Genomic DNA, 20,730 nt, shown 5'->3' with positions numbered 1-20,730 from the left:
ATACCTTGACCGGGACTTCCAAAACTTTTAAGGACAGGCCAGCGACCACGGATGAAGTTTGTTTCGCCAACCGAATTTACAAAAGACAAGCTGTGGTCCGTGCAGGAGTATTCCCTGCTCTGCGGTCGCTCCATCGCCTCTCTCTTTTCGCGTCCCATCTACTTTTCCGACATCTTCACGCAGATGGATTCCATCGGCATCGGATCGTTGCCCATCGTGATTCTGTCGGGCTTTTTCACCGGATGCGTTCTCGCCCTGCAGTCTGTGTCTTCCCTGAAGGAGTTCGGCGCCGTCTCCATGACCGGCACACTCGTTGCGCTCTCCATGGTGAAGGAGCTTGGCCCTGTGCTGACCGGCCTGATGGTCTCGGGCCGTAACGCCTCGGGTATGGCCAGCGAGCTTGGTTCCATGAAGGTGACGGAGCAACTCGACGCCATGCGTGCCCTCGGCGTCGACCCCATCCGCAAACTCGTCGCGCCACGCGTCTCTGCAACGGTCTTCATGCTCTTCTGGCTTACGGTCATTTCGGACGCGGTAGGTATGCTGGGCGGCGGTCTTGTCGGCGTCTTTATGCTGGGGCTGAACGGACACTCCTACTGGCGCACCAGTTACCGCGCTCTGAACTACGGGGATGTGGTCCAGGGCATGACCAAGCCTGTCTTCTTTGGGTTCATTATTGCCACGGTGGGCTGCTACTTCGGCATGAGCACCAAGGGTGGGACCCAGGGTGTGGGCAAAGCCACCACCCAGGCCGTCGTGGTGTCCTCTGTGTTGATCATCGTGGTGGACTTTCTCATCAGCCGCCTGACCATCGGCATTTTCGGGCGGTGATCGCGATGCCAGAAGAAAAAACCAAAGAACCGGTGCTCGAGGTTCGAAACGTCAGCATCGCCTTCGATAACAATCACGTTCTCGACGATGTCAGCTTCACGCTGTACAGCGGCGAAACCTGTATCCTGCTGGGGCCCGCGGGCGGCGGCAAAAGCGTTCTGCTGAAGATCATCAATGGACTGATTCCACCGGACAGCGGCAGCATCCGCATCTTCGGCCAGGAGATCACCACCATGACGCAGCAGGAACTCTTCAAGATGCGGCGTCGCGTGGGCATGGTCTTCCAGGAGTCTGCCCTGTTTGATTCCATGAACGTGGAAGACAACGTGGCCTATCGCCTGAACGAAGAGGGTGTTGACCCGGCAGAAGCGCATAAGCGAGTGGAAGAGTCACTGGAGTTCGTGGAACTCAGCCAGGCCATCAACAAGTTTCCATCAGAGCTTTCCGGCGGTATGCGGCGTCGCGTCTCCATCGCGCGTGCGTTGATCACCAAGCCTGACTTGATCCTTTACGATTCGCCCACGGGCGGCCTGGACCCCATTACATCCACGACGATTGTGGAGTTGGTCCTGAAGCAGCGTGATGAATCCCACACTGCCTCCCTGATGATTACGCACCGCCTGCAGGACGCGTTCTTCCTGGCCACGCATCATTGGGATAGCGCGACAAAGTCCGCACAACTCATCCCGGATGGCGGTGTGGATCAGAACACAAAATTCCTGGTCTTGAACGAAGGGCGAGTCGTCTTCGACGGGTCCACGCTGGAGCTGACTCACAGCGAAGACCCGTGGTTGCAGAACTTCCTCTCGTAACCCTATCGGTCTCCCTGTCCCAGTCGTCGCGCAAAAAAGTCCAGTGTCTCGCGATACAGGTGCAGTGCAAGTGCTGGATCGTAGCGGGCGCCTTCATCGCGCATGAACGCATGTGCTCCGTTTACTTCATGCCATGCAAAGCGAAGGTTCAACTCATCCAAACGCGCAAGGATCGTACGACGTCCTTCCAACGGAATGTGCGGGTCCTGTCGCCCCCAGATCATCAGCAACTCACCTTTGATCTCTGCAGCACGGGCTAACGAATCATCGTTCTGCCCCTTGCCCAGCGAACCTTTGTGGATGTCCGTGCCATAGAAGCAAACCGTGGCACGCACGTCTGGCTCAAAGGCAGCGCGGAACGACAGATGACCACCAAGACAGATGCCAATGGCGCCAAGCTCGCCTGTGCAATCCTCGCGCGATTTCAGGTGATCCAGCACCGCGCGCGTATCCGCGTCATAGCTGGCCAGTTCCTTTTCATACTTGTGCTTGTTGCCCACGTCGCTGCCGGCCTGATCGTATGCCAGCACTTCACCCACGGGCAGAAACTCATGGTAAACCTCTGGCATGGCAACGACATAGCCGTGCCCTGCAAGCAACGCAGCCGTGCGACGGATGGGCTCGGTAACCTGAAATATCTCCGAATAAAACACCAGTCCCGGATACTTGCCAGGAGCTGCCGGACGCACGATATGCGTGCGCATGGGGCCATAAGGAGTTTCAAGGGTTACATATTCGTGCGGTGCAAGGATCACAGTTCCATCTCCATTTCTGTCTCAGCGAAAACTCACCGCAAGATGCCAGCGCACTCCGCGGTCCGCAGCTTTGCGAAGAACTGTTTCATACTCCTCCAGCTCTTCGCGAATGAACTCACCCTCGCTGCCGATCAGCGCAGGATCTTCTTTCAATGCCTGCAGCATGGGCGACACCGTGGCCAATCCTTCGTATCCGCTGAACCACTGCGGTGGAAGCAGCCTTCCCTGTAACTCAGGATCGCCAGCGCCTTCTTCAAGCAACAGCGCCATGGCGTTGTCATCCGCGGAAAAGAAATCAATGAGAGGACGCACGCCCAGGTGGATCGCCAGACGTTCCAGCGGATCTTCGTTACGCGCCAGTGCGCGACCGTTCACAAACGTATCGAAGCCGGGATCGTCTCCCTCAACGACGATGTACATCGAAGCTGCCATCTGCGGCCTAGTGTAAATAAAACAGGCTTGTGCAAGGCTCGCGTTCGCCGTTTACCGGCGACGCAGACCCAGAAGGCTAAGGAAGAAGCTACCGAAACAAACCTGCGTTCCCAACATCAGGCACAACATGGCAGGCAGCGTGCGACGCATCATCTCTACCGGAGGTAGTGGGCCATAGCCCGTATGCGCCCATCCGACAACCGAAGAGATGGCAATTCCGACACCCACCAGCAGTAGCAATACGCCTGCAATCAGGCCGGTTTCCAGCGTGATGTACCGAAACCAACGGTCAAAGCTTTCGTCTTCCGGCAGAAGTCCCTCGGTGATGGCAAACACTTTCGCCGCAACACCAAAGAAGACAAGTTGGAAGCCTAACAACACAGCCGCAGCCGCATAGGCCAGCGTATCCACGCCCAGGTTGACATGTCCCAGCGGACGCTCCGCAGGCAGCAGCCATGCCATCAACCCAAAACCGCCAAGCATCAGCGTGAGACCAGGAAACAGGAAGAGCCAACGCGGCGAATACAACAGGAGAAAGCGGAAGTGACGCCATCCGTCACGCCACGTTTTCAGATGCGGAGGACGGCTGCGGCCATCCTTCTGCAACGTCGTCGGCACTTCGACAATCTTCTGTTTCTGCAGCGACGCCTTCACCACCATCTCGCTGGCAAACTCCATGCCCGTGGTGCGCAGCGCGAGAGACTCATAGGCGTTCTTACTGAAGGCACGGATGCCACAATGGAAGTCGCCAACGGGTGTGTGGAACAGCGTGCGTCCCATCCAGCTCAGGACCGGATTGCCAAGATATTTATGCAGCGGCGGCATCGCTCCCGGCCCAATTCCACCGGCGAAGCGATTGCCCATAACCAGATCTGCGCCATTGCGAAGTTGTTCCAGGAACCGCGGAATATGCGCGAAGTTGTAGCTGTCGTCCGCATCCGCCATCAACACATACTTGCCTTGCGCGGCGAGAATGCCCGCGTTTAATGCAGCTCCGTAACCACGGATAGGTACGTTCACTACCCGTGCGCCGTGGTCTGTGGCAATCTGCTGCGAACCGTCGGTGGAACCGTTGTCCGCAACCACCACTTCCCCTGCGATGTTGTTCTCGCGCAGTGCCGCTATCGCTTTGTCTACGCAAACGGCAAGTGTTTCTGCCTCGTTCAGGCAGGGCATAACAACTGTGAGTTCCAACGAACCTGTATGTGCGGCTTCCTGTGAGCTCATTGCATTCATCATGGCATGACTTAAGACTTCGGGCTTAACCGGAGAGCGTAATACTTAGTCTCACCAAGCCGTTGCCACCCTTCTGTGGCGGGATGGTTGCTGTTCATCTCTCCCGGGTCAAACGCCCCCACGATTACCTTCGCTCCCTGAGTGCGAAGGGCTTCATATGCCTGCTGTCGATTCGGCATCGCATCCAGTTGCATGGCCAGATGCTTCGCTTCAGGCGCATATATTTCATCGACGATACGAACGCCAGCCACACGCGCCCAGTAGTGGTCATTGACGCAGGCAATGGTTCCAATACAGGCAATGCTGTCACCGGTCGTCAGGCCCATCTTCTGCAATCCTTCTGCGGCACCAAAGATCTGCGCGTCACGCCACGCTGGCACCTGTCCCATGATAGAAAGCTGCCGCCGACTTTCTGCCGCCTGGCGCGCCATCGCTCCCAAAGGCAACAGAGCAAACAGAAGCAATACCGCAGACGGCAAAACCAGCAAAGTGCTTTCATACGGTTTGCGCTTTTCAAATGCAGCGAAAACCGCAATTACAATCAGCAGATATCCCGCCGTTACGTAACGCTCTTCCACATTCACGAGAGCGTAAATCGCCCAGATCAAAATGCCCAATCCCACGGAAGGCCATGCGTAACGGCCACGCCAATTGAGCCTGCCGCATGTCAGCAACAGAACAAGGAGCAACAGCAGCGGCTCCGGATGATTCAACAGATAGCGGAAGACGAGCACTACATTGCGCTCGTCACGCGAGACCAGCCGGGACAGCGAAAATTTCGCCGTAATGTGATCGTTCCAGTAGGTCGGATCAAACCACGGTGCATACGTTCCGTGCTGCATCTGCGTGTAGCTATAGACACCCGGCGTCCGCATCAATTCCTGCTCAGGATGCTTCAACTCGACCGTCGCCGACCCGAATGAGTCCGTCATCCGCTGCTGCAGATGCATCTTCTCTGTGCCGGAGACATACCAGATGTAGTTCAAACTGCCGGAGTCGCCAAAATCAAATCGATGATGCTGACGGGAAAGCGCTGCAACATAAGGCCCAGCGACAACCCCAAAGGCGACGAATGCAACGATGCTTTGCACAAGCACCGCAGGTATACGCCGTTTACACACCAACACTGAAAACGACACAAGCGCGGCGACACACAAGAGCATCAGTAAGAATGCAAATGACTTGGTCAGATAGGCAAAACCCAGCGTGAGCCCCATCAATCCTGCATACAAGAATGCCGCGCTGCCCTCCGCAGCCAGTGCTTCCAGCAACAGCCCCACACCAGAAAGTATCAACGCCTGCAGAAGACTGTCCGTTCGAACTTTGCCCAACGAGAGCTCACGCGTGGTGGCAATCACCAGCAGCGAAAGACCAAACAGGGAAAGCAGCTCGGCAGAGAGCAGGCTCTCCACGGCGGGTGCTAACCGTTTACGCAGACGCACCAGTCCATGCACCAGAAGTAGGATGCTGCCCACTTCCAGAAAAAAGATAAGGACATTCACCGCGTAATACGCGCCCAGTTCATTCCAGCGGTTCACATGGAATATCGCCTGCGCCGCAGCCAGAAACGCCGGGTATAGCGGGTGCCAATAGCCATTCACTGCCGCGTGCAGGTTGTGTCCGCGGATCAGATCGGCCAGATCCATATAGGCTACGGCGTCTCCATCGATGCCGTAGGCATCATACCGCGCAGAAAACCATGCCAGCGGCACCAGCAGCAGCAGGTATATCCAAAGGACTTTTCGTATCGCTGAAGCGTTCACGCGCCTTCCAGGGTCAAAGAGATGGGGGAGCACAGTGGAAGCACCTTCAGGATAGCGTATGCTGCGGCGCTGGCTGTTGCGACAAGGTCAAAAGAAGAAGACCGCGGCATTTTTGCCGCGGTCTTCTTCTTATTCCAGTAACAAGTGTTACGCGCGAGGAGCACCGCTGTTGCCACCAGCACCAGGTGCACGACGTCCGCCACGACGACGGCGACGACGACGCTGTGCCTGAGCTGCGTCGCCTGCATTCTGCGACGGCGCATCCGGGTTCGCGGCATCGGGCTCATCACCTTCGTCCTCGCCCTCATCGTCCAGATCATCGTCCTCGTCGTAGTCATCGCCACCTTCCAGCGTGATGGTCTCCGTCGGAGCAGGAGTTGCCGGACGCGGAGCACGCGGCGCAGGATCGCTACTGCCCTCTTCTACCTGCGGATCAGGCAGACCAAGCTTCGCGCGCTGCTCCTTCAGAACAGCCTTTCGGCTCAGCTTGATACGGTTGCCTTCAATCGCCAGTACCTTCACCAGGATCTGATCGCCTTCGCGCAGTTCGTCCTTCACGTCCTTCACACGATGCTCTGCGATCTCCGAAACGTGGAGCAGGCCATCCGTACCGGGGAAGATTTCGACGAACGCGCCGAACTCTGCCAGACGAACCACCTTACCCAGGTAGGTCTTACCGGGCTCAGGAACCGCAGTCAGATCGGAAATCATCTGGATCGCGCGTGCCAGACCATCGGGATCGCTCGACGAAACATCAACCTTACCGCTGTCGTCCACGTCGATCTTCACCTGCGTGGCTTCGATAATGCCGCGGATCACCTTACCGCCAGGTCCGATCAGGTCACGAATCTTGTCCGTCGGAATCTGCAGGGTCTTGATCTGCGGAGCGTAACGCGACTTCTCTTCCGACGCCGACGCGATCACCGCATCCATCTTGTCCAGCAGGAAGATGCGAGCAGCCTTGGCCTGTGCCAGAGCCTCACGCATGATCTGGGCGGTAATGCCCATGATCTTGATATCCATCTGCAGCGCGGTAATACCCTCGCGCGTTCCGGCTACCTTGAAGTCCATATCGCCATAGTGGTCTTCCGCACCGGCAATGTCAGTCAGGACGGCGTAATCATCGCCTTCCTTTACCAGGCCCATTGCGATACCGGCCACAGCAGCCTTCAGAGGAATGCCCGCCTGCATCAGCGACAGCGAAGCGCCGCAGACCGAAGCCATGGAGGAAGAACCGTTCGATTCCGTGATGTCCGACACCACGCGCAGCGTGTACGGCGAGGACTTCTCGTCCGGCAGAACCGCCTCAATCGCACGCGACGCCAGCGCGCCGTGGCCGATTTCGCGACGACCGGTGCCGGTCATACGTCCAACTTCACCAACGGAATACGGCGGGAAGTTATAGTGCAGCATGAAGCGACGCTTCTGTTCGCCTTCGTAAGTCTCCAGACGCTGTGCATCGTCGCCGGTGCCGAGCGTTGCGGTGACCAGAGCCTGCGTCTCACCACGGGTGAACAGAGCCGAACCATGCGTGCGCGGCAGAACTCCCACTTCGATGTCGATAGCGCGAACCTGATCGAATGCGCGACGGTCGGGACGGATGCGGTCCTTAAGAACCTGATCGCGGAAGATGTTTTCGCGAAGCAGTTCGTAGACCTTGCCCAGGCGCTTGGCTGCGGCAGCATCGCCTTCAGGCAGAGCCTTCTTCAGGCGCGACTTGATCTCAGCGATCTTGCTGTAGCTCTCGGTCTTGGCGTATTTCTGCGTGTTCAGAGCGTCGGCCAGTTCTTCGCCGATCTGCCCCTTCAGTTCGTTGTAGTAGCCGGAAAGGTCTTCGGCTTCTGCAACGGCACGCTTCGGCTTGCCAGCCTTCGCGACCAGTTCATTGATGGCAGCGCAGATCAGCTTGATCTGCTCATGCGCAAACTCGATTGCCTCAACAGCCTTGTCTTCCGACACTTCCTTCGCGCCGGACTCCACCATCGTGATGCCGTCCTTCGTACCGGCCACCATGATGTTCAGAAGACTCTTCTGACGCTCCTCATAGGTGGGGTTCACGATGAACTGGTCATCGACAATACCAATGCGAACCGCACCGATGGGGCCGAGGAACGGAATATCCGACAGCGCCAAGGCGCACGATGCACCATTGATCGCAATCGCATCTGGATCGTTCTGCTTGTCTGCGGAGTACACGAACGCAACCACCTGGGTTTCGTTGCGGTAAGTCTCTGCGAACAAGGGACGAATGGGGCGGTCAATCTGGCGCGAGGTGAGGATTTCCTTCTCAGAAGGGCGTCCTTCGCGCTTGATGAAGCCACCGGGGATGCGGCCACCAGCATAGCTGGTTTCACGATATTCAACGGTTAGCGGAAAGAAGTCGATGCCTTCCTTCGGCTCCGGAGCGCCAACGGCCGTTGCCAGAATAACCGTGTCGCCGCTGCTTACGAAAGCCGCGCCGGATGCCTGCTTGGCAATGCGGCCCGTCTCAAATTTGATGGACTTGCCACCGGCAAGCTCAACGATAATCTCCTGCTTCATAGCGGGTTTTCTCTCTTTGTGATGTATGGAAATGGATTTGCGCAGACAAGCGCATGCGCACGCACGGCACACTGGCCTGCGTGGCGCGAAATTCTTGAAAATAACGATGCGGGGGTAGTTCCGGACGACATCCGGAACGGAACACAGGATGTGCCGAAGAGTAGGCTCAACCGTTCACGCTCCTGTGAAAGAGCGTGTGGCCGGGACGAAAACGTCCCGGCACAACAGATACGGTGCTCCCGATAAACGAATGCACGAGAAGCGGCCCTCGGAATAACTTGAAGGAAGATTTACTTACGGATGCCGAGCTTTGCGATCACTTCGCGATAGCGGTCGGAGTCGTTCTTCTTCAGGTAATCCAGCAGGCTGCGGCGCTTGGATACCAGCATCAGCAGGCCGCGGCGCGAACCATGGTCCTTCTTGTGCGTCTTGAAATGCTCGGTCAACTGACCGATGCGCTCGCTCAGAATAGCGATCTGCACTTCGGGGCTGCCGGTATCGGTATCGTGCACACGATACTTGCTGATGATCTCGTTCTTTTTAACTGTTGCCAACACTGTCTTGTAGTGCTCCTAAAATTCAATCAAGCCGATTTGGTCTATGAAACAGGATACCACCGGGATTACGATTCGCCAAAGGCAACCTACAGTTTTGGCAATGGTTTCTGCGACGGCGGAGTACCCTGCAAGGCACCCGTCGGTCGCCGGGTGTCAAAAGCGTCCCGTACTGCCGCAAATGCCGGTTTCGCCTTCAGGTGACCGTCAAACAGCAGAGGTCGTTGGGGTAAACCGTCTTCCCTCGCCCGGTCCTTGCCGTTGTTGAGCCATGTCCCCGCGTCTGAAACGCCCCATGTCAGCACAGCAGTCACATTTCTTTCCGGCAGCAGCAGATCCAGATAGCTGCGATAGCGATTGGCCACGCCAATATCCCGCGTTGCAACATCGGCAGGCAGCGTCCGGTCGTTCACATCCAGTTCCGTAATAAAGACTTCCAGCCCCATCTCACGGCAATCCTGCACAAACCGCTGCAAACCAGCCCCATAGCCATACAAGGGTTGCGCCTGCAAATGGGACTGAATACCAACGGCGTCCAACGGCACATTTCGTTGCTTCAACCGCCGCAGCATCAGCAACACCGCCGCCCGCTTCCTGGCGGCTTCCTGCGTTTCCTGCTCAATCCCGTACTCGTTATAGGTCAACAACGCCGACGGATCGGCGTCTCGCGCCACACGAAACGCCATTTCGATGTAATCCGTGCCGATGAGTTGCAGCCAGGGAGTGTTGCGAAGACCATCTGGACGGCCATCCTTCACCTCGATCGCCTCGTTCACAACATCCCAGGAATGCATCCGCCCGGCATAACGACCGGCAACGGTGCGGATATGGTCCCGCAGCAACTGGCGCGCATTCACCTGCGTCACCTGTTTCGAGAACCACTCCGGCAGCGCCTCATGCCAACAAAGGTTATGGCCGCGCAGACGGATGTGACGCCGGGCAGCAAATTCCACCAGTGCATCCGCATCTGCAAAGGAAAATTGGTCGATAGCCGGGCGTAGCGCACGCCATTTCATCGCATTCTCCGCGACGATGATGCTGCACTGCTGTTCTATAAGAGCGCGATAGGCCGTATCATCGCGCAGCTTCTGCGTATTCACCGCGAAACCAAAGAGCATACGCGCATCCATCGCGTGTGCCTTCAAAGAGTGAGCCCCGCTCACGTCCACTCCTGGCAATCCATACCTGGAGCCAGTCGTCCTCTTTGGGCCGCATCCAGTCACCGCAACCATAGCGGCAGAGGCCACTGCACCCTGGAGCAACTCTCTACGGCTCAAGGAACGCACCTCAGGCATGTGGGGTTTTGCTCTCTTTGCGGATCTCTTCTGTCCAGCGAAGAAACCGCAGGAACTGCCACTTCTCCTGCCAGAGGAAGCGCATCACATCCTTCGCACCAATCTCCTCGGCATGCATGCCTGAATAGGTCTCAATACGCCATAGCAGGTAAGGACTGCGCCACGGACGCAGTCTTGCACCGCGTGTGCTGTTCCATAGAAAACTGAGCGCGCCCATCACATGCCGAGTGTACCGGATATCGGCATCACGCCGCTGTTAGAGATAGTCGAAGAGGCTTCCCTTTTGCACCACCGCGATCGTACTCAGCAACGCGGAGCGCTGCGTGGTCACTGCCGAAAGCTCCGTTGCGAGCGTTGGCGTATCGGCAGACAACAGCGACGATTGCTGTGCCAGGAGATTCGTCTTCTGGGCAGTGATGTAATCACTCTCGCCCGAAAGCCGGCTCTGCGCGGAGTTCAAAGTGGCACGTTGCGAAATGACATTATTCAACGCATCCCGTAGTCCGCCCACAAGCGATGCTGGATCTGTCGATGTTCCGCTCTGCAATGCCGTAATGATGTTGTTCAAAGCGTCAAAGACCGACGCTCCGGATGCCGTGAAAATACTACTCCCTGCAAGAGAGGTGCTCACCGTGCCGCCCGATGTCAGTGCGACACTTGTCGCGTCGTTATTTCCGGTATAAGTTACATTTCCCGAAGCATCTTCCGTAAAAGGAGTTGCGGTAGAAGATCCGGAGAACAGATAAGCTCCGCCATAACTGCTATTGGCAAGTGAGACTATCGTGTCGCGAATAGAAGCCAGCGATTGCGCAGCTACGGCACGCGTTGTTGCATTTCCAGTGCCGCTCAACGCGCCTGTCGCGGTACTGATCGCGGATGTTAGCTGCGACACAACCGACCCCAAAGCAGTATCTGCAGTCTGCATACGATTGGTAGCGCTGTTGGCCGTGGACAGAAATGCTGCGTCCTGCCGCAATGTATCGGCCATCGTTACCGCCTGGCCCGACGCTACAGGATCATCTCCCAGTGACGTGATACGAAGTCCAGAAGACATCTCCTGCGAGATGCGAGTCTGTTGATCGCTCAGGTTCGATAGGGATGACAGCATCTGCTGCAATGATGTGGTGCTATTCAACATGGGTCATTCTCCTGCTGGCCGCATTACGACACCGTCGTCTGCTGGCCGAGATTAATCGCCTGTGCCATCAGTTCATTCACAATGGACATAACCTTCGCCGCCGCTTCATACGCCCGCTGATACTGTGTGAGATTGGCAGCTTCCGTATCCAGCGAAACACCCGACACATTCGCCACCTGCGTCGAGGTTTGTGCCAGCACGGCATCGTTCGCGGATTTGGTTGTGCTGACAGAGGATACCGTTTGCCCCAGCGATGTGATCATTGAGGAGAAAGCTCCAGACGCCGTCAGCGATCCTACAATTGCCTGCGATGCAACTGCCCCAATCGCCGCGGCATTGCTCCCATCCGAAGATGTGGCAATACCATCGCCACTGCTGATGGCCAGCTTCAGTGTTGCCGCAGTATTGCCAGAGAAAATATCTCCTCCAGCATTCCCGCTTGCGTCAGTTCCGCTGGCGTTCTGAGTATTCACCGCAGATGCAATCGCCGATACGACCGTGTCCAGTTGTTGCTGCACGGCAGGAATATCCTGATCACGAACCTGCAGCAAACCACCGATACTGCCCGACAGAATCGAACCGGTAACGTCATTTCCATTGGAAAGAATGTGTACGTTGCCATTCACCGTAGCTGTACTCAGGTTGATCGCTTGCGTTCCGTTCAACAGGGGCGTCCCGTCTGACAGTGAAAGATTCACCGTGCCATCCGTTGCCGTGACCGTATTCACATCCACCAGCTTTGCAAGCGAGAGAACCGCCTGGTCGCGCTGATCCTGCAAGCCACTCGTATCCTGGCCGCCCGTTTGCTGAATCTGTTTGTTCAACGATGCAATATTGCTGAGAAGACTGTTGACCTGATCCACAGACGTACCAATCTGTTGATTGAGCGATGCCGTCTGCGATGCCAGTTGCGATGCCGTCCGATTCATCGTCGTTACCAGCGCCTGCGCAGCGGTATAGGCAGTCTGCCGAGCATTCGTGTCTGAAGCCGACGATGCAAGCGACGTTACGCTGTTAAAGAAGTCACTGATCGCCGCACCAATCCCGGATGCGTCAGCACCGGAGCTATCGATCGTGAACAGCGACTGTACATTATCCAGCGCAGTAGCGCGCGCGCTGCTGGCACTCGAAGCTTCCGTAGCCTGCTGCAAAGATCGTTGCAGAACACGGTCTCGCTGAGCGGTCACGGTCGCAGTCACACCAGAACTGGTCGAAATGCCGCTCACATTCACCATATCCGAGCTGGAAAAGCTGGCAACACGGCGCGTGTAACCATCGGTATTTTGATTGCTGATGTTGGATGCAGTCGCAGAAAGCGCCACCTGGTCTGCAGCCAGCGCGCTTGAGCTGAGATGCAGAAGACCAATTAAAGTGCCCATGGGTTGTGCTCTTTCTGCGTGGGTAGCTGTGATGAGATCCCCAGATGCACTTCCGCCACACGCACCTGCCGTGCAAGAACATCCGTAGCATTGGATAACTCGCGTAAGTTCAGACTCAATGGATGAACGCTTTGTGCCAGGGCAGCCTCTACCAGACGTTCCAACTCGTCCGCATCCTGTTGGACAAGAGCGCGTGATGCTGCCTGAATCAGTGTGTGCATACCTATTCCAACATTGAACTCAAGAGCTTATCCGCCACAGCATCGGCAGGAACGTTATAGTTGCCGGAATCGACCGCCGCTTTCAGAGATGCCACGCGATCCGTACGTACATCGTCGGTATTGGCAGATGCCACAGCCAACACACTGCCTGCGCCGCTGAAACTGGCCACATCCTGCGATGCCTGTGTTTTCGTAGCATCCACAGCGGTTGACCTGGACGGTTTATCCGTTTGTGGCGTGCGGTCCGTCCGGTCAACCACTCCGTTCGTCAGTGCATTGCTTCCGATCCCATTCATCTGCGCCATTGCGAGTCCCCTTTCTCCTGCATATCGGCTCCTTGCGAAAGAACTTTAGGTGGTTGTGGCAACATTTTTCTGCTCGTGCGATTCCACGGCTTTCACCATCTTGTCCGCAAAGCCCAGCGCTCCAGAACGCGCCAATGCCCCTGCCATCGCTTCCACGCCATAGCTCTGCATAGGATTGGACGAGCTTTCATCAGCATCCTCTCCGATGGCCGCACCGCTCCCCAGCGGCTTCATTAACTCGCCCATCATCACTGCTTCAAACTGCTGTGCCGCATGCACCAGCTTCGTATGGCGTATCGCATTCGAAGCAGTGTCTGTTTGTGTATTGACGACCGACCCCCGTGAAATCATCACAGCACCTCGATCTCTGCTTCCATCGCTCCGGCTGACTTCATCGCCTGGAGAATGGAAATTACATCACGCGCTGACGCGCCGATCATCTGCAGGCTACGCACCAGGTCCTCCACGGTGGACCCACCCTTCAGGTCGATGCGATTCACCGGCTTATCCTTCACATCTACCTGCGTCTGCTGCACCACCTTCGTCTGTCCCTGCGAAAACGAATTGGGCTGCGACACTTCAAATTCGCTCACGATGTTCACTGCAAGACCACCATGCAGAATCGATGCCGGCTGCAACACCACGTTGCCTCCAATGACCACCGTTCCGGTGCGTTCATTCACCACAACCTTCGCTTTGGGATACAGTGCGACCTCAATCGCTTCCACGCGTGAAAGCAGCTCAGGCACATCTTCTCCAGATTTCACCTGCAGCTCCACGCTGCGACTGTTGATCGCATGTGCCGCGGTACGGCCCAATTCTTTGTTGATCGCAGACGCAACCGACTCCGCACTGCGAAAATCCGCATCCTGCAGCAGGAACATGAAACTTGTTTTACCCGCAATCTCCAGAGCAACACCGCGTTCCACCGAACCTCCCTGCGGAACACGTGCCGTCGTTGGGTGATTCATCGACTTAGTGTTTCCATTGGCAGAAACGGAGTAACCACCAAGCACAAGCGGCCCCTGTGCTTCTGCGTAAATCTTGCCGTCAGCGCCATAAAGCGGTGTCATCAAAAGAAGCCCGCCCTCCAGGCTGCGAGCGTCACCAGCAGAAGAAACAGTCAGGTCAATCCGCGTTCCCGATCGAGCAAATGGTGGCAGCGACGCCGAGATAAAGACAGCCGCCATATTCTGTACGCGGATCGAAGTCGCCGGGATACTGACCCCCATGCGCAACAAAGTCGCAGCCAGTGTCTGTGCGGGGAACGCCGTCTGCTGACTATCCCCCGTCCCATTCAGGCCCACGACAATGCCATAACCCACAAGCTGGTTTTCGCGGATCCCCTCAATGGATGCAATGTCCTTAATGCGTGCCTGCCGCTGCACCGCAGTGGGAACGGGATCTGCAAGGAGGCAACGCTGCATCATCAGCAGCAATGCGAATGTTGCGATAACTCGGAATGTACGTGAGCAAGTCATAGGTTCAGAAAATGAGTGCGCGCTGCAGCAGACGCACCAGGACGTTTGGCCGATGTGTGTAATCTGTGACAATACCGTGACCGCGCACCTGCAACGTCAGGTCGCTGATGGAAGTGGAAAGAACACGATTCGCCTGTGAGATATCCTCCGGTCGCACCAGCCCACGCAATACCACTGTCTGCGTCTGCTGACTGAACTCCACCTGGCGAGCTGCCTCAATCAACAACATCCCATTCGGCAGTACCTCCACCACTTCACCACCAAGCACTGTGGTTAAGGAGGAGTTGTTCGCGCTCTGTCCCTGCGCATTCAATGCAGACTGCGCATTCATGTTGACTAAATTCTGCGCCGCCGAGGCAGCAGATAGTTTTTGAAAAAGCGACGAGACTGCGGAACTTGCAGAAGACGACCGGCTTCCCTTTACCGTTCCGTCCGTCGATGACTGCAGACCTTCTGAGACCACCACCTGCACCAGATCATGCGTCTGCAGCGCACGCACATCTGCGGCAAGCCGAGAAAAACGACTTCCCTCTGTCCAGATAGCGCCAGCCGCAGGCTGGTTTGCCATCGATTCCGCGTGCACCTTTCGCAGATATTCATCCAATGAGCCAACGGCCGGATCTTTTGCGGAACGCGTCGCATTGGCCGCAGTAATCGGCTTCGCCTGCCCATGCATAAGAACTGCGCCCAGCAGCAGCAGAACGCCTGCACTCATCGCAATAAACCGATATTGCAACACGGGCATGGATACATTCGCGGGGTTCACGGCGTTACCTCTACGGAACCATCTGCACGCACCATGCCACGAATTCTGTGCTCTGGCTCATCTGCAGGCGCACCCGGACGACGCTTCAATAGAAGCGAGATGGTTTGTCCCGCGCTCCCGGGCTGCAGCGCCTGCGCCGCCACCTCCATATGCATGACCGGCGAAGTAAAAAAAGCATGTACGGACTGCCCTGCCTGAACAAGGATCTGGTGCGAGACCTCAGGCGCAAGGCGCTCGATCGCAACGTCCTTCGGCTGTGCGTCAGGCGTAATAGAAGCTGCCATTCTCACAGGCGCCGAGATCGGGACCAGCACAGCAGGCGCATTCGGCATATCGCAACGGCGCACACGCATCCATGCACGCCGCAGCACAGGATCCACCTCAACCTCTTCCAGTCGATATCCCGCGTTCCCTTCACTGCCGCTTGCGTGTCCTCCCAAAGCAGCTTTCGCTGCCATCTCCGGCGTAGCAGCACACTCAGCCACCAGCGGTGCGGGTATCCAGCAACAGATCAAAAAGAAAACCCACCGCAACCGCATCAACGCACCATATTGTTGACCTGCGAATACATATCATCCGCAGTCTTGATCACCTTCGAATTACTCTCATACGCACGTTGTGCCAGCACCATCTGCACAAACTCTTCCACCACATCCACGTTGCTTGCTTCCAGATACCCCTGCTGCAACGTGCCCAATCCTGTAGTGCCTCCTGGGTTGTCGACAATCGGAGTCCCAGAAGCTCCCGTGGCAACAAGCAGGTTGCCACCAACGGAACTTAGACCTCCCGGGTTGGCGAATGTCGCCAACTGAATCTGTCCAAGCGTGGCCGCAGTCGTCTGCCCCGGAATCGTCGCAGTCACCACACCATATTGCGAAATGCTGACATTCGTTGCATTCGTCGGAATCGTGATGGATGGAGACAGAAGCTCGCCATTCGCATCCGTCATCTGACCGGAAGAATTCAGATGGAAGCTGCCATCGCGCGTATATGCCGTGGTGCCATCCGGCCTGGTTATCTGGAAGAAGCCAGTACCACTAATCGCAAGGTCAAGCTGATTGCCGGTCTGATTGAAATCTCCCTGCGTGTTTATAACTTCGGTTGATACGGCATGGGTTCCAAGTCCGATCTGTAAACCCGCCTGCGTTGTGCTTGTGGTCTGTGCCGCACCGGGTGTTACCAGATTCTGGTAGTACATATCTTCAAATTGAAGGTTGCGCCGGCGAAATCCGGTAGTGGACGAGTTCGCCAGGTTATTGGCAACCGTGTCCAGGTTTGCCTGCTGCGCGCTCATACCACTGGCAGCTGTGTACAGTGCACGAATCATTGCCTCACCTCTTTGCTATTGCGCTAAACCTTACCCAGCTCTTCAGCCGCGGTCTTATCAAACTCGTTATGGAAGACGTTCAATGCCTTCTGCATCATCTCTGCCTGCCGTTGGATCAACATGAGTTGCATCGTTCCTTGCACGGCATCCTCGTTCGCACCTTCAAGCTGCCCCTCACGCACCTCTGCACTAGAAGCCGTTGCTTTCGCACCATCGCGCACCGTGAAACGATTCCCACCCACTGCCGCCAGATCGTCCGCACTGTAGTTCACGATCCCCAGACTTCCGGCAATGGAGCTGACGCCATCCGCCGTGCTGACGGAGATATCTCCACCACTGCCGATGTGGACCGCACCCGTGGGTAACACAATCGGTGCACCAGCAGCATCCAGAACAGGCTCCCCCTGCTGCGTCGTCAGCGTTCCATCACTCGCGCGCAGAAACGCTCCGTCCCTTGTCAACTGAGTGCCATGCGCCGTCTTGATCTGAAAAAAACCATCGCCATTCAACGCGACATCCAGAGGGTTTCCCGTTGTCGTTAGTTGTCCCTGCGCCAGGTTGAGTCGGCTTCCTGCCAGCATGGAATACTGATTCACCGCGCTGCTTAAGCCATCGCTCTTTGCCTCAGGGCTATAAGCCGCCAACACACCACGGAAATAGTCCTGCTGCGCGCGAAACCCATTGGTATTGGCATTCGCAAGATTATTAGCAGCAGTTTCCAGGGCCTGCGTTCGTGCAAGCAGTCCGGTGTACGCCGCATAGAGTCCGCTATCCATACTCCACGACAATGCACGCACGCATCCAATAAAACGTCGTTGAGTTTAGAACGATTTAACGCTTCGCAGCATCCGCATTCCCGCCGGGAAGATGAAAGATAAAATCCATCACATCTTCCGTTTGCTGCAAGCCTCCGGCAAGCGCCGATAGCTCCAGCCACATGCGAACCCACACCATGTCACGCACGCGGGCCCACCGGCTTTCGACAGGCGCCTGGCGCTGAATCGTCCGCGTGAGTATCCGCACCAGATCCGCTTCGTCTTCACAGTAAAGCTCCACCACCGGAACTGCGGCCTGCCTCTTGATGTGATCCACCGCGGAAGCAAAGTCACTTACAGCAGCAATGCCCGCATCCACCGGCCGATCATGAATCCTGCGTACGGCGAACACGGCCTGTGCATCCGGTGCAGCCGCAAACGCTACGCTGATCGTTCCATCGGCATGCATACGCAGAGGCAGCATCTCTGCCGCTCGCAATACGGCATACGGAGCGATACACGCCATGCCATCCGGAATACTTCCCTTGATATCCCAGGCGGTGCAACCCCATTGGGCCGCAAGCCCTTGCACCAGCCGTTGTTCTGAGAGTCCGCAATGTTGAACAAGAACTGTCCCGATACGTTCGCCGGTGTATTCCGCATGGTCACGCGCAAATCGTAGTTGTTCCTGCGTAATAGCGCTCTGCGACAACAACAGAAGTCCCAACGGAACACGGTGCTGATGTTCTTGCCGCAATGAGTGCTTCGGTAAGCCTCGACGCACAAATGACGCCACACGCGCCCGCAAACACTGTTCGCTGCAGCACCAGCGGCCTTCTACAACAGGACGCGTGCGACTTCTCAGACCGAAGCGCACCTGCAGCGGAAGGCGTGAACCGCAAAGGCATGCGCCAGCAACCAATTCACGAACCTTCAAGGCAGCATCTGGTGACTCCAAAGAAGTCGTCGGGACAGAAAGTACCTGTGCTCCTCTGCCATGCATTAATGAAGACATCTGACACTCTCCAGTCGCAGGCGAGGCACAGCAACCTCTGTCACCTGCAGTGCAAAATTGCCACCCACTATTACGACTTCGCCACGTGCAACGATTCGGTCTCCAACAAGGAGGTCGACTGGGTCAGATACAAGACGATCCAACTCCAGAACATCGCCTGGGTTTAACTCCAGCACTTCGGAGAGCAGCATCTCACGACTTCCAAGATGAATGCGTGCTTCCACCTCAATATCCAGGAAGGCATCTCTATCCCCGGTAAGGAGTGATTCCACGGAAGGCTGTTCAATCTCCTGCTCCATAGCCGGTTCACCTGCTCCATACATTTCGTTCATTCGGTTCCCGCCTCCGTTCTGAGCGTTTCTACCAACTGCATCAACTGGGCGCCACGCTGTTCTCCGTAACGTACCGGGCGCGCGCGATAGACCGTTACGTTACCTACCCTCAATTCCGCAGTAGCTCCGCTCTGTAACGGCAGGCCAAGCGTGACACCCGGTTTCAGTGTCCGAAGATCCTGCGCATAGAGACGCATTGCGGGTAGAAGAAGCGCCATCCGCAGCTTCGCATTTCCTATGCGTAATTCCATGCGAGCTCGCTCTTCTGTCGTTCGCATCCGTTGTCGATCTTGACGATGCGACATGGCTTTCATCGTCGAAGTCACTGCCGACGACGGAAGGCAGAACAGCAGGTCGCCTGTAACATCCGCCAGCGTGATTGCAAACCGCACAAACAGGACTTTCTCCTGCAGCGGCATCAATCGTTGTCCATGACTGTCCCGTTCGCGCCGTTCGCCAAGAAACTCCACCCCCATGGCCGTCCAGGCGCTTGTCCATTCCCGAAGCACGATATCCAGAACCGACCCGAGGACCGCTTCTTCAATCTCCGTGAGTTCACGATCGATGCGAGTCGTCTTTCCACTTCCACCCAATAAAAGATCAATAATCGCCGGGGCCAGTTGAATATCCAGCGACAGCGCGGCGCGTACATGCATCGGATCCATGCGAAGCGGAAGCACAAAACATCCTGCGGACGTCTGCTCCATGAATTGGCTGAAAGTCACCTGCGAGGCCGGCTGAGGTGCAATGGTGATGGTAGTTCGCAACCACGCTCCAAGCGTGTGTGTCAGATTGCGTGCAAACTGTTCGTCCAGCGTGCGCAGTGTGCGCAACTGATCATTGGCCACCAGCCCTGCACGACTGAAGTTAAACGCTGCCGCGTCGGTTGCAGGAGCGGAGTCAGCGGCCATGTGCCACGCTCTTTCTGCGACTGCGTGCAGCGGCCTTCTCAGCGCCAAGGTCGGTCAGCGCAGCACGAAGCTTTACCACGGCCGAGGTATGAATCTGCGATACGCGCGATTCCACAACCCCCAGAACAACACCAATTTCTTTCATCGTAAGTTCTTCATGATAGTAGAGAGACACCACCATGCGCTCCTTCTCCGGAAGCCCCTCGATTGCATCCACCAACCGCTGACGCAACTCACCTTTCAGGCAGCGAAAGAGCGGCTCATCACTCTCCGAACCCGGAAGATACGATAACTCGTCGTCACCGCCGTCTTCATTGCGCTCCAGGTTAAGACTGCCAATCTCCAGCCCCTTCAATTCACCAAGCAGTTGCTGATACTCCTGAAGCGACATCGCCATCTCATCCGCGACTTCTGTTTCGACAGGAGAGCGCCCCAGGCGCTGTGTAAGTGTGCGAACCGCATCTTCCACCGCACGCCCTTTTCTGCGAAGCTCGCGCGGACTCCAATCCAGCGTGCGTAACGAATCCAGAATGGCGCCGCGTATACGAAACTGCGCATAGCTTTTGAATTGGACTTGTTTGGCGTGGTCAAACTTGGCAAAGGCATCCATCAATCCGACAATGCCTGCTGAGACCAGATCGTCGATATCCACATGCTGCGGCAGGCGCTCATGGATCCGTCGCGCAACAAATCGAACCGTGGAAAGGTGCTCCACCAGCAACTGGTCTCGCACAGCCTGATGCATTCGCAGTGGTTCGATGCCTATGGATCCATAGGCATCCACCCCGGCAAATGATCCCGCATTTCCACCAAACAATACACCACCAGGAATGTCGCCTATGCTTCGTTCCTCTGAATGTCCAGGCTGCTCCATGTACATT

24 protein-coding genes are annotated in these 20,730 nt (G+C 56.5%); 2 read left to right on the top strand and 22 right to left on the bottom strand.

Annotated elements, in window-relative coordinates; translation table 11 throughout:
- Positions 1 to 51 precede the first annotated feature (51 nt).
- Positions 52 to 831 carry an MlaE family ABC transporter permease gene (locus AB6729_RS03040; RefSeq protein ID WP_371080078.1) on the top strand — a complete coding sequence of 260 codons (780 nt, stop codon included), beginning with the start codon at positions 52 to 54 and terminating at the stop codon, positions 829 to 831.
- A 5-nt stretch (positions 832 to 836) separates the two neighbouring features.
- Positions 837 to 1,643: an ABC transporter ATP-binding protein gene (locus AB6729_RS03035; protein WP_371080077.1), complete on the top strand. Its 807-nt coding sequence runs from the start codon at positions 837 to 839 to the stop codon at positions 1,641 to 1,643.
- Between the two features lie 2 nt (positions 1,644 to 1,645).
- On the opposite strand, the gene AB6729_RS03030 is transcribed toward AB6729_RS03035, so the two are convergent.
- The 22 genes from AB6729_RS03030 to AB6729_RS02925 form a co-directional block, all read right to left on the bottom strand.
- Positions 1,646 to 2,398, bottom strand: coding sequence for a dienelactone hydrolase family protein (locus tag AB6729_RS03030; RefSeq protein WP_371080076.1), 753 nt, complete (start codon positions 2,396 to 2,398; stop codon positions 1,646 to 1,648).
- A gap of 21 nt (positions 2,399 to 2,419) precedes the next feature.
- Positions 2,420 to 2,830, bottom strand: coding sequence for a hypothetical protein (locus tag AB6729_RS03025; protein ID WP_371080075.1), 411 nt, complete (start codon positions 2,828 to 2,830; stop codon positions 2,420 to 2,422).
- A 51-nt stretch (positions 2,831 to 2,881) separates the two neighbouring features.
- Positions 2,882 to 4,057, bottom strand: coding sequence for a glycosyltransferase family 2 protein (locus AB6729_RS03020; protein ID WP_371080074.1), 1,176 nt, complete (start codon positions 4,055 to 4,057; stop codon positions 2,882 to 2,884).
- Positions 4,058 to 4,077: 20 nt separating this feature from the next.
- Positions 4,078 to 5,829 (bottom strand): hypothetical protein, encoded by a 1,752-nt coding sequence (locus AB6729_RS03015; RefSeq protein ID WP_371080073.1) that lies wholly within the window; start codon positions 5,827 to 5,829, stop codon positions 4,078 to 4,080.
- A gap of 147 nt (positions 5,830 to 5,976) precedes the next feature.
- A complete protein-coding gene (pnp, locus tag AB6729_RS03010) occupies positions 5,977 to 8,370 on the bottom strand; it encodes a polyribonucleotide nucleotidyltransferase (RefSeq protein WP_371080072.1) in 2,394 nt (797 codons plus the stop codon).
- 290 nt (positions 8,371 to 8,660) lie between these two features.
- Positions 8,661 to 8,927 carry a 30S ribosomal protein S15 gene (gene rpsO / locus AB6729_RS03005; protein ID WP_047487890.1) on the bottom strand — a complete coding sequence of 89 codons (267 nt, stop codon included), beginning with the start codon at positions 8,925 to 8,927 and terminating at the stop codon, positions 8,661 to 8,663.
- Between the two features lie 86 nt (positions 8,928 to 9,013).
- Positions 9,014 to 10,087, bottom strand: a complete 1,074-nt coding sequence (locus AB6729_RS03000; RefSeq protein WP_371080071.1) for an endo-1,4-beta-xylanase — start codon at positions 10,085 to 10,087, stop codon at positions 9,014 to 9,016.
- Positions 10,088 to 10,211: 124 nt separating this feature from the next.
- On the bottom strand, positions 10,212 to 10,436 hold the full coding sequence (locus tag AB6729_RS02995; protein ID WP_371080070.1) for a hypothetical protein: 225 nt from the start codon (positions 10,434 to 10,436) through the stop codon (positions 10,212 to 10,214).
- Positions 10,437 to 10,475: 39 nt separating this feature from the next.
- Complete coding sequence (locus tag AB6729_RS02990; protein ID WP_371080069.1) at positions 10,476 to 11,357, bottom strand: flagellin; 882 nt, start codon at positions 11,355 to 11,357, stop codon at positions 10,476 to 10,478.
- A 23-nt stretch (positions 11,358 to 11,380) separates the two neighbouring features.
- Positions 11,381 to 12,736 carry a flagellar hook-associated protein FlgK gene (flgK, locus tag AB6729_RS02985; RefSeq protein ID WP_371080068.1) on the bottom strand — a complete coding sequence of 452 codons (1,356 nt, stop codon included), beginning with the start codon at positions 12,734 to 12,736 and terminating at the stop codon, positions 11,381 to 11,383.
- On the bottom strand, positions 12,724 to 12,957 hold the full coding sequence (locus AB6729_RS02980) for a hypothetical protein (RefSeq protein WP_371080067.1): 234 nt from the start codon (positions 12,955 to 12,957) through the stop codon (positions 12,724 to 12,726). The genes flgK and AB6729_RS02980 overlap by 13 nt, the downstream gene beginning before the upstream one ends.
- Positions 12,958 to 12,959: 2 nt before the next feature.
- Positions 12,960 to 13,262, bottom strand: a complete 303-nt coding sequence (flgM, locus tag AB6729_RS02975) for a flagellar biosynthesis anti-sigma factor FlgM (RefSeq protein ID WP_371080066.1) — start codon at positions 13,260 to 13,262, stop codon at positions 12,960 to 12,962.
- Between the two features lie 45 nt (positions 13,263 to 13,307).
- Positions 13,308 to 13,616, bottom strand: coding sequence for a hypothetical protein (locus AB6729_RS02970; protein ID WP_371080065.1), 309 nt, complete (start codon positions 13,614 to 13,616; stop codon positions 13,308 to 13,310).
- A complete protein-coding gene (locus AB6729_RS02965) occupies positions 13,613 to 14,692 on the bottom strand; it encodes a flagellar basal body P-ring protein FlgI (protein WP_371080064.1) in 1,080 nt (359 codons plus the stop codon). Before AB6729_RS02965 ends, AB6729_RS02970 begins: the two co-directional genes overlap by 4 nt.
- Before the next feature lie 55 nt (positions 14,693 to 14,747).
- The gene (locus AB6729_RS02960) at positions 14,748 to 15,509 is read right to left on the bottom strand and encodes a flagellar basal body L-ring protein FlgH (protein WP_371080063.1); all 762 of its coding nucleotides are present in this window, start codon (positions 15,507 to 15,509) and stop codon (positions 14,748 to 14,750) included.
- Complete coding sequence (locus AB6729_RS02955) at positions 15,506 to 15,994, bottom strand: hypothetical protein (RefSeq protein ID WP_371080062.1); 489 nt, start codon at positions 15,992 to 15,994, stop codon at positions 15,506 to 15,508. Before AB6729_RS02955 ends, AB6729_RS02960 begins: the two co-directional genes overlap by 4 nt.
- A gap of 53 nt (positions 15,995 to 16,047) precedes the next feature.
- Positions 16,048 to 16,836 carry a flagellar basal-body rod protein FlgG gene (gene flgG / locus AB6729_RS02950; protein WP_371080061.1) on the bottom strand — a complete coding sequence of 263 codons (789 nt, stop codon included), beginning with the start codon at positions 16,834 to 16,836 and terminating at the stop codon, positions 16,048 to 16,050.
- A 23-nt stretch (positions 16,837 to 16,859) separates the two neighbouring features.
- The gene (locus tag AB6729_RS02945) at positions 16,860 to 17,633 is read right to left on the bottom strand and encodes a flagellar hook-basal body protein (protein WP_371080060.1); all 774 of its coding nucleotides are present in this window, start codon (positions 17,631 to 17,633) and stop codon (positions 16,860 to 16,862) included.
- Positions 17,634 to 17,667: 34 nt separating this feature from the next.
- Entirely contained in the window at positions 17,668 to 18,348 is a 681-nt protein-coding gene (locus AB6729_RS02940; RefSeq protein WP_371080059.1) for a hypothetical protein, read from the bottom strand.
- A 245-nt stretch (positions 18,349 to 18,593) separates the two neighbouring features.
- Complete coding sequence (locus tag AB6729_RS02935; RefSeq protein WP_371080058.1) at positions 18,594 to 18,938, bottom strand: FliM/FliN family flagellar motor switch protein; 345 nt, start codon at positions 18,936 to 18,938, stop codon at positions 18,594 to 18,596.
- On the bottom strand, positions 18,935 to 19,849 hold the full coding sequence (locus tag AB6729_RS02930; RefSeq protein WP_371080057.1) for a flagellar motor switch protein FliM: 915 nt from the start codon (positions 19,847 to 19,849) through the stop codon (positions 18,935 to 18,937). The genes AB6729_RS02935 and AB6729_RS02930 overlap by 4 nt, the downstream gene beginning before the upstream one ends.
- Positions 19,839 to 20,723 carry a FliA/WhiG family RNA polymerase sigma factor gene (locus tag AB6729_RS02925; protein ID WP_371080056.1) on the bottom strand — a complete coding sequence of 295 codons (885 nt, stop codon included), beginning with the start codon at positions 20,721 to 20,723 and terminating at the stop codon, positions 19,839 to 19,841. The genes AB6729_RS02930 and AB6729_RS02925 overlap by 11 nt, the downstream gene beginning before the upstream one ends.
- Positions 20,724 to 20,730 lie beyond the last annotated feature (7 nt).

The sequence above is a fragment of the Terriglobus sp. RCC_193 genome (assembly GCF_041355105.1).
GTDB lineage: Bacteria > Acidobacteriota > Terriglobia > Terriglobales > Acidobacteriaceae > Terriglobus.
This window is presented reverse-complemented; position numbering and strand designations above follow the sequence as displayed.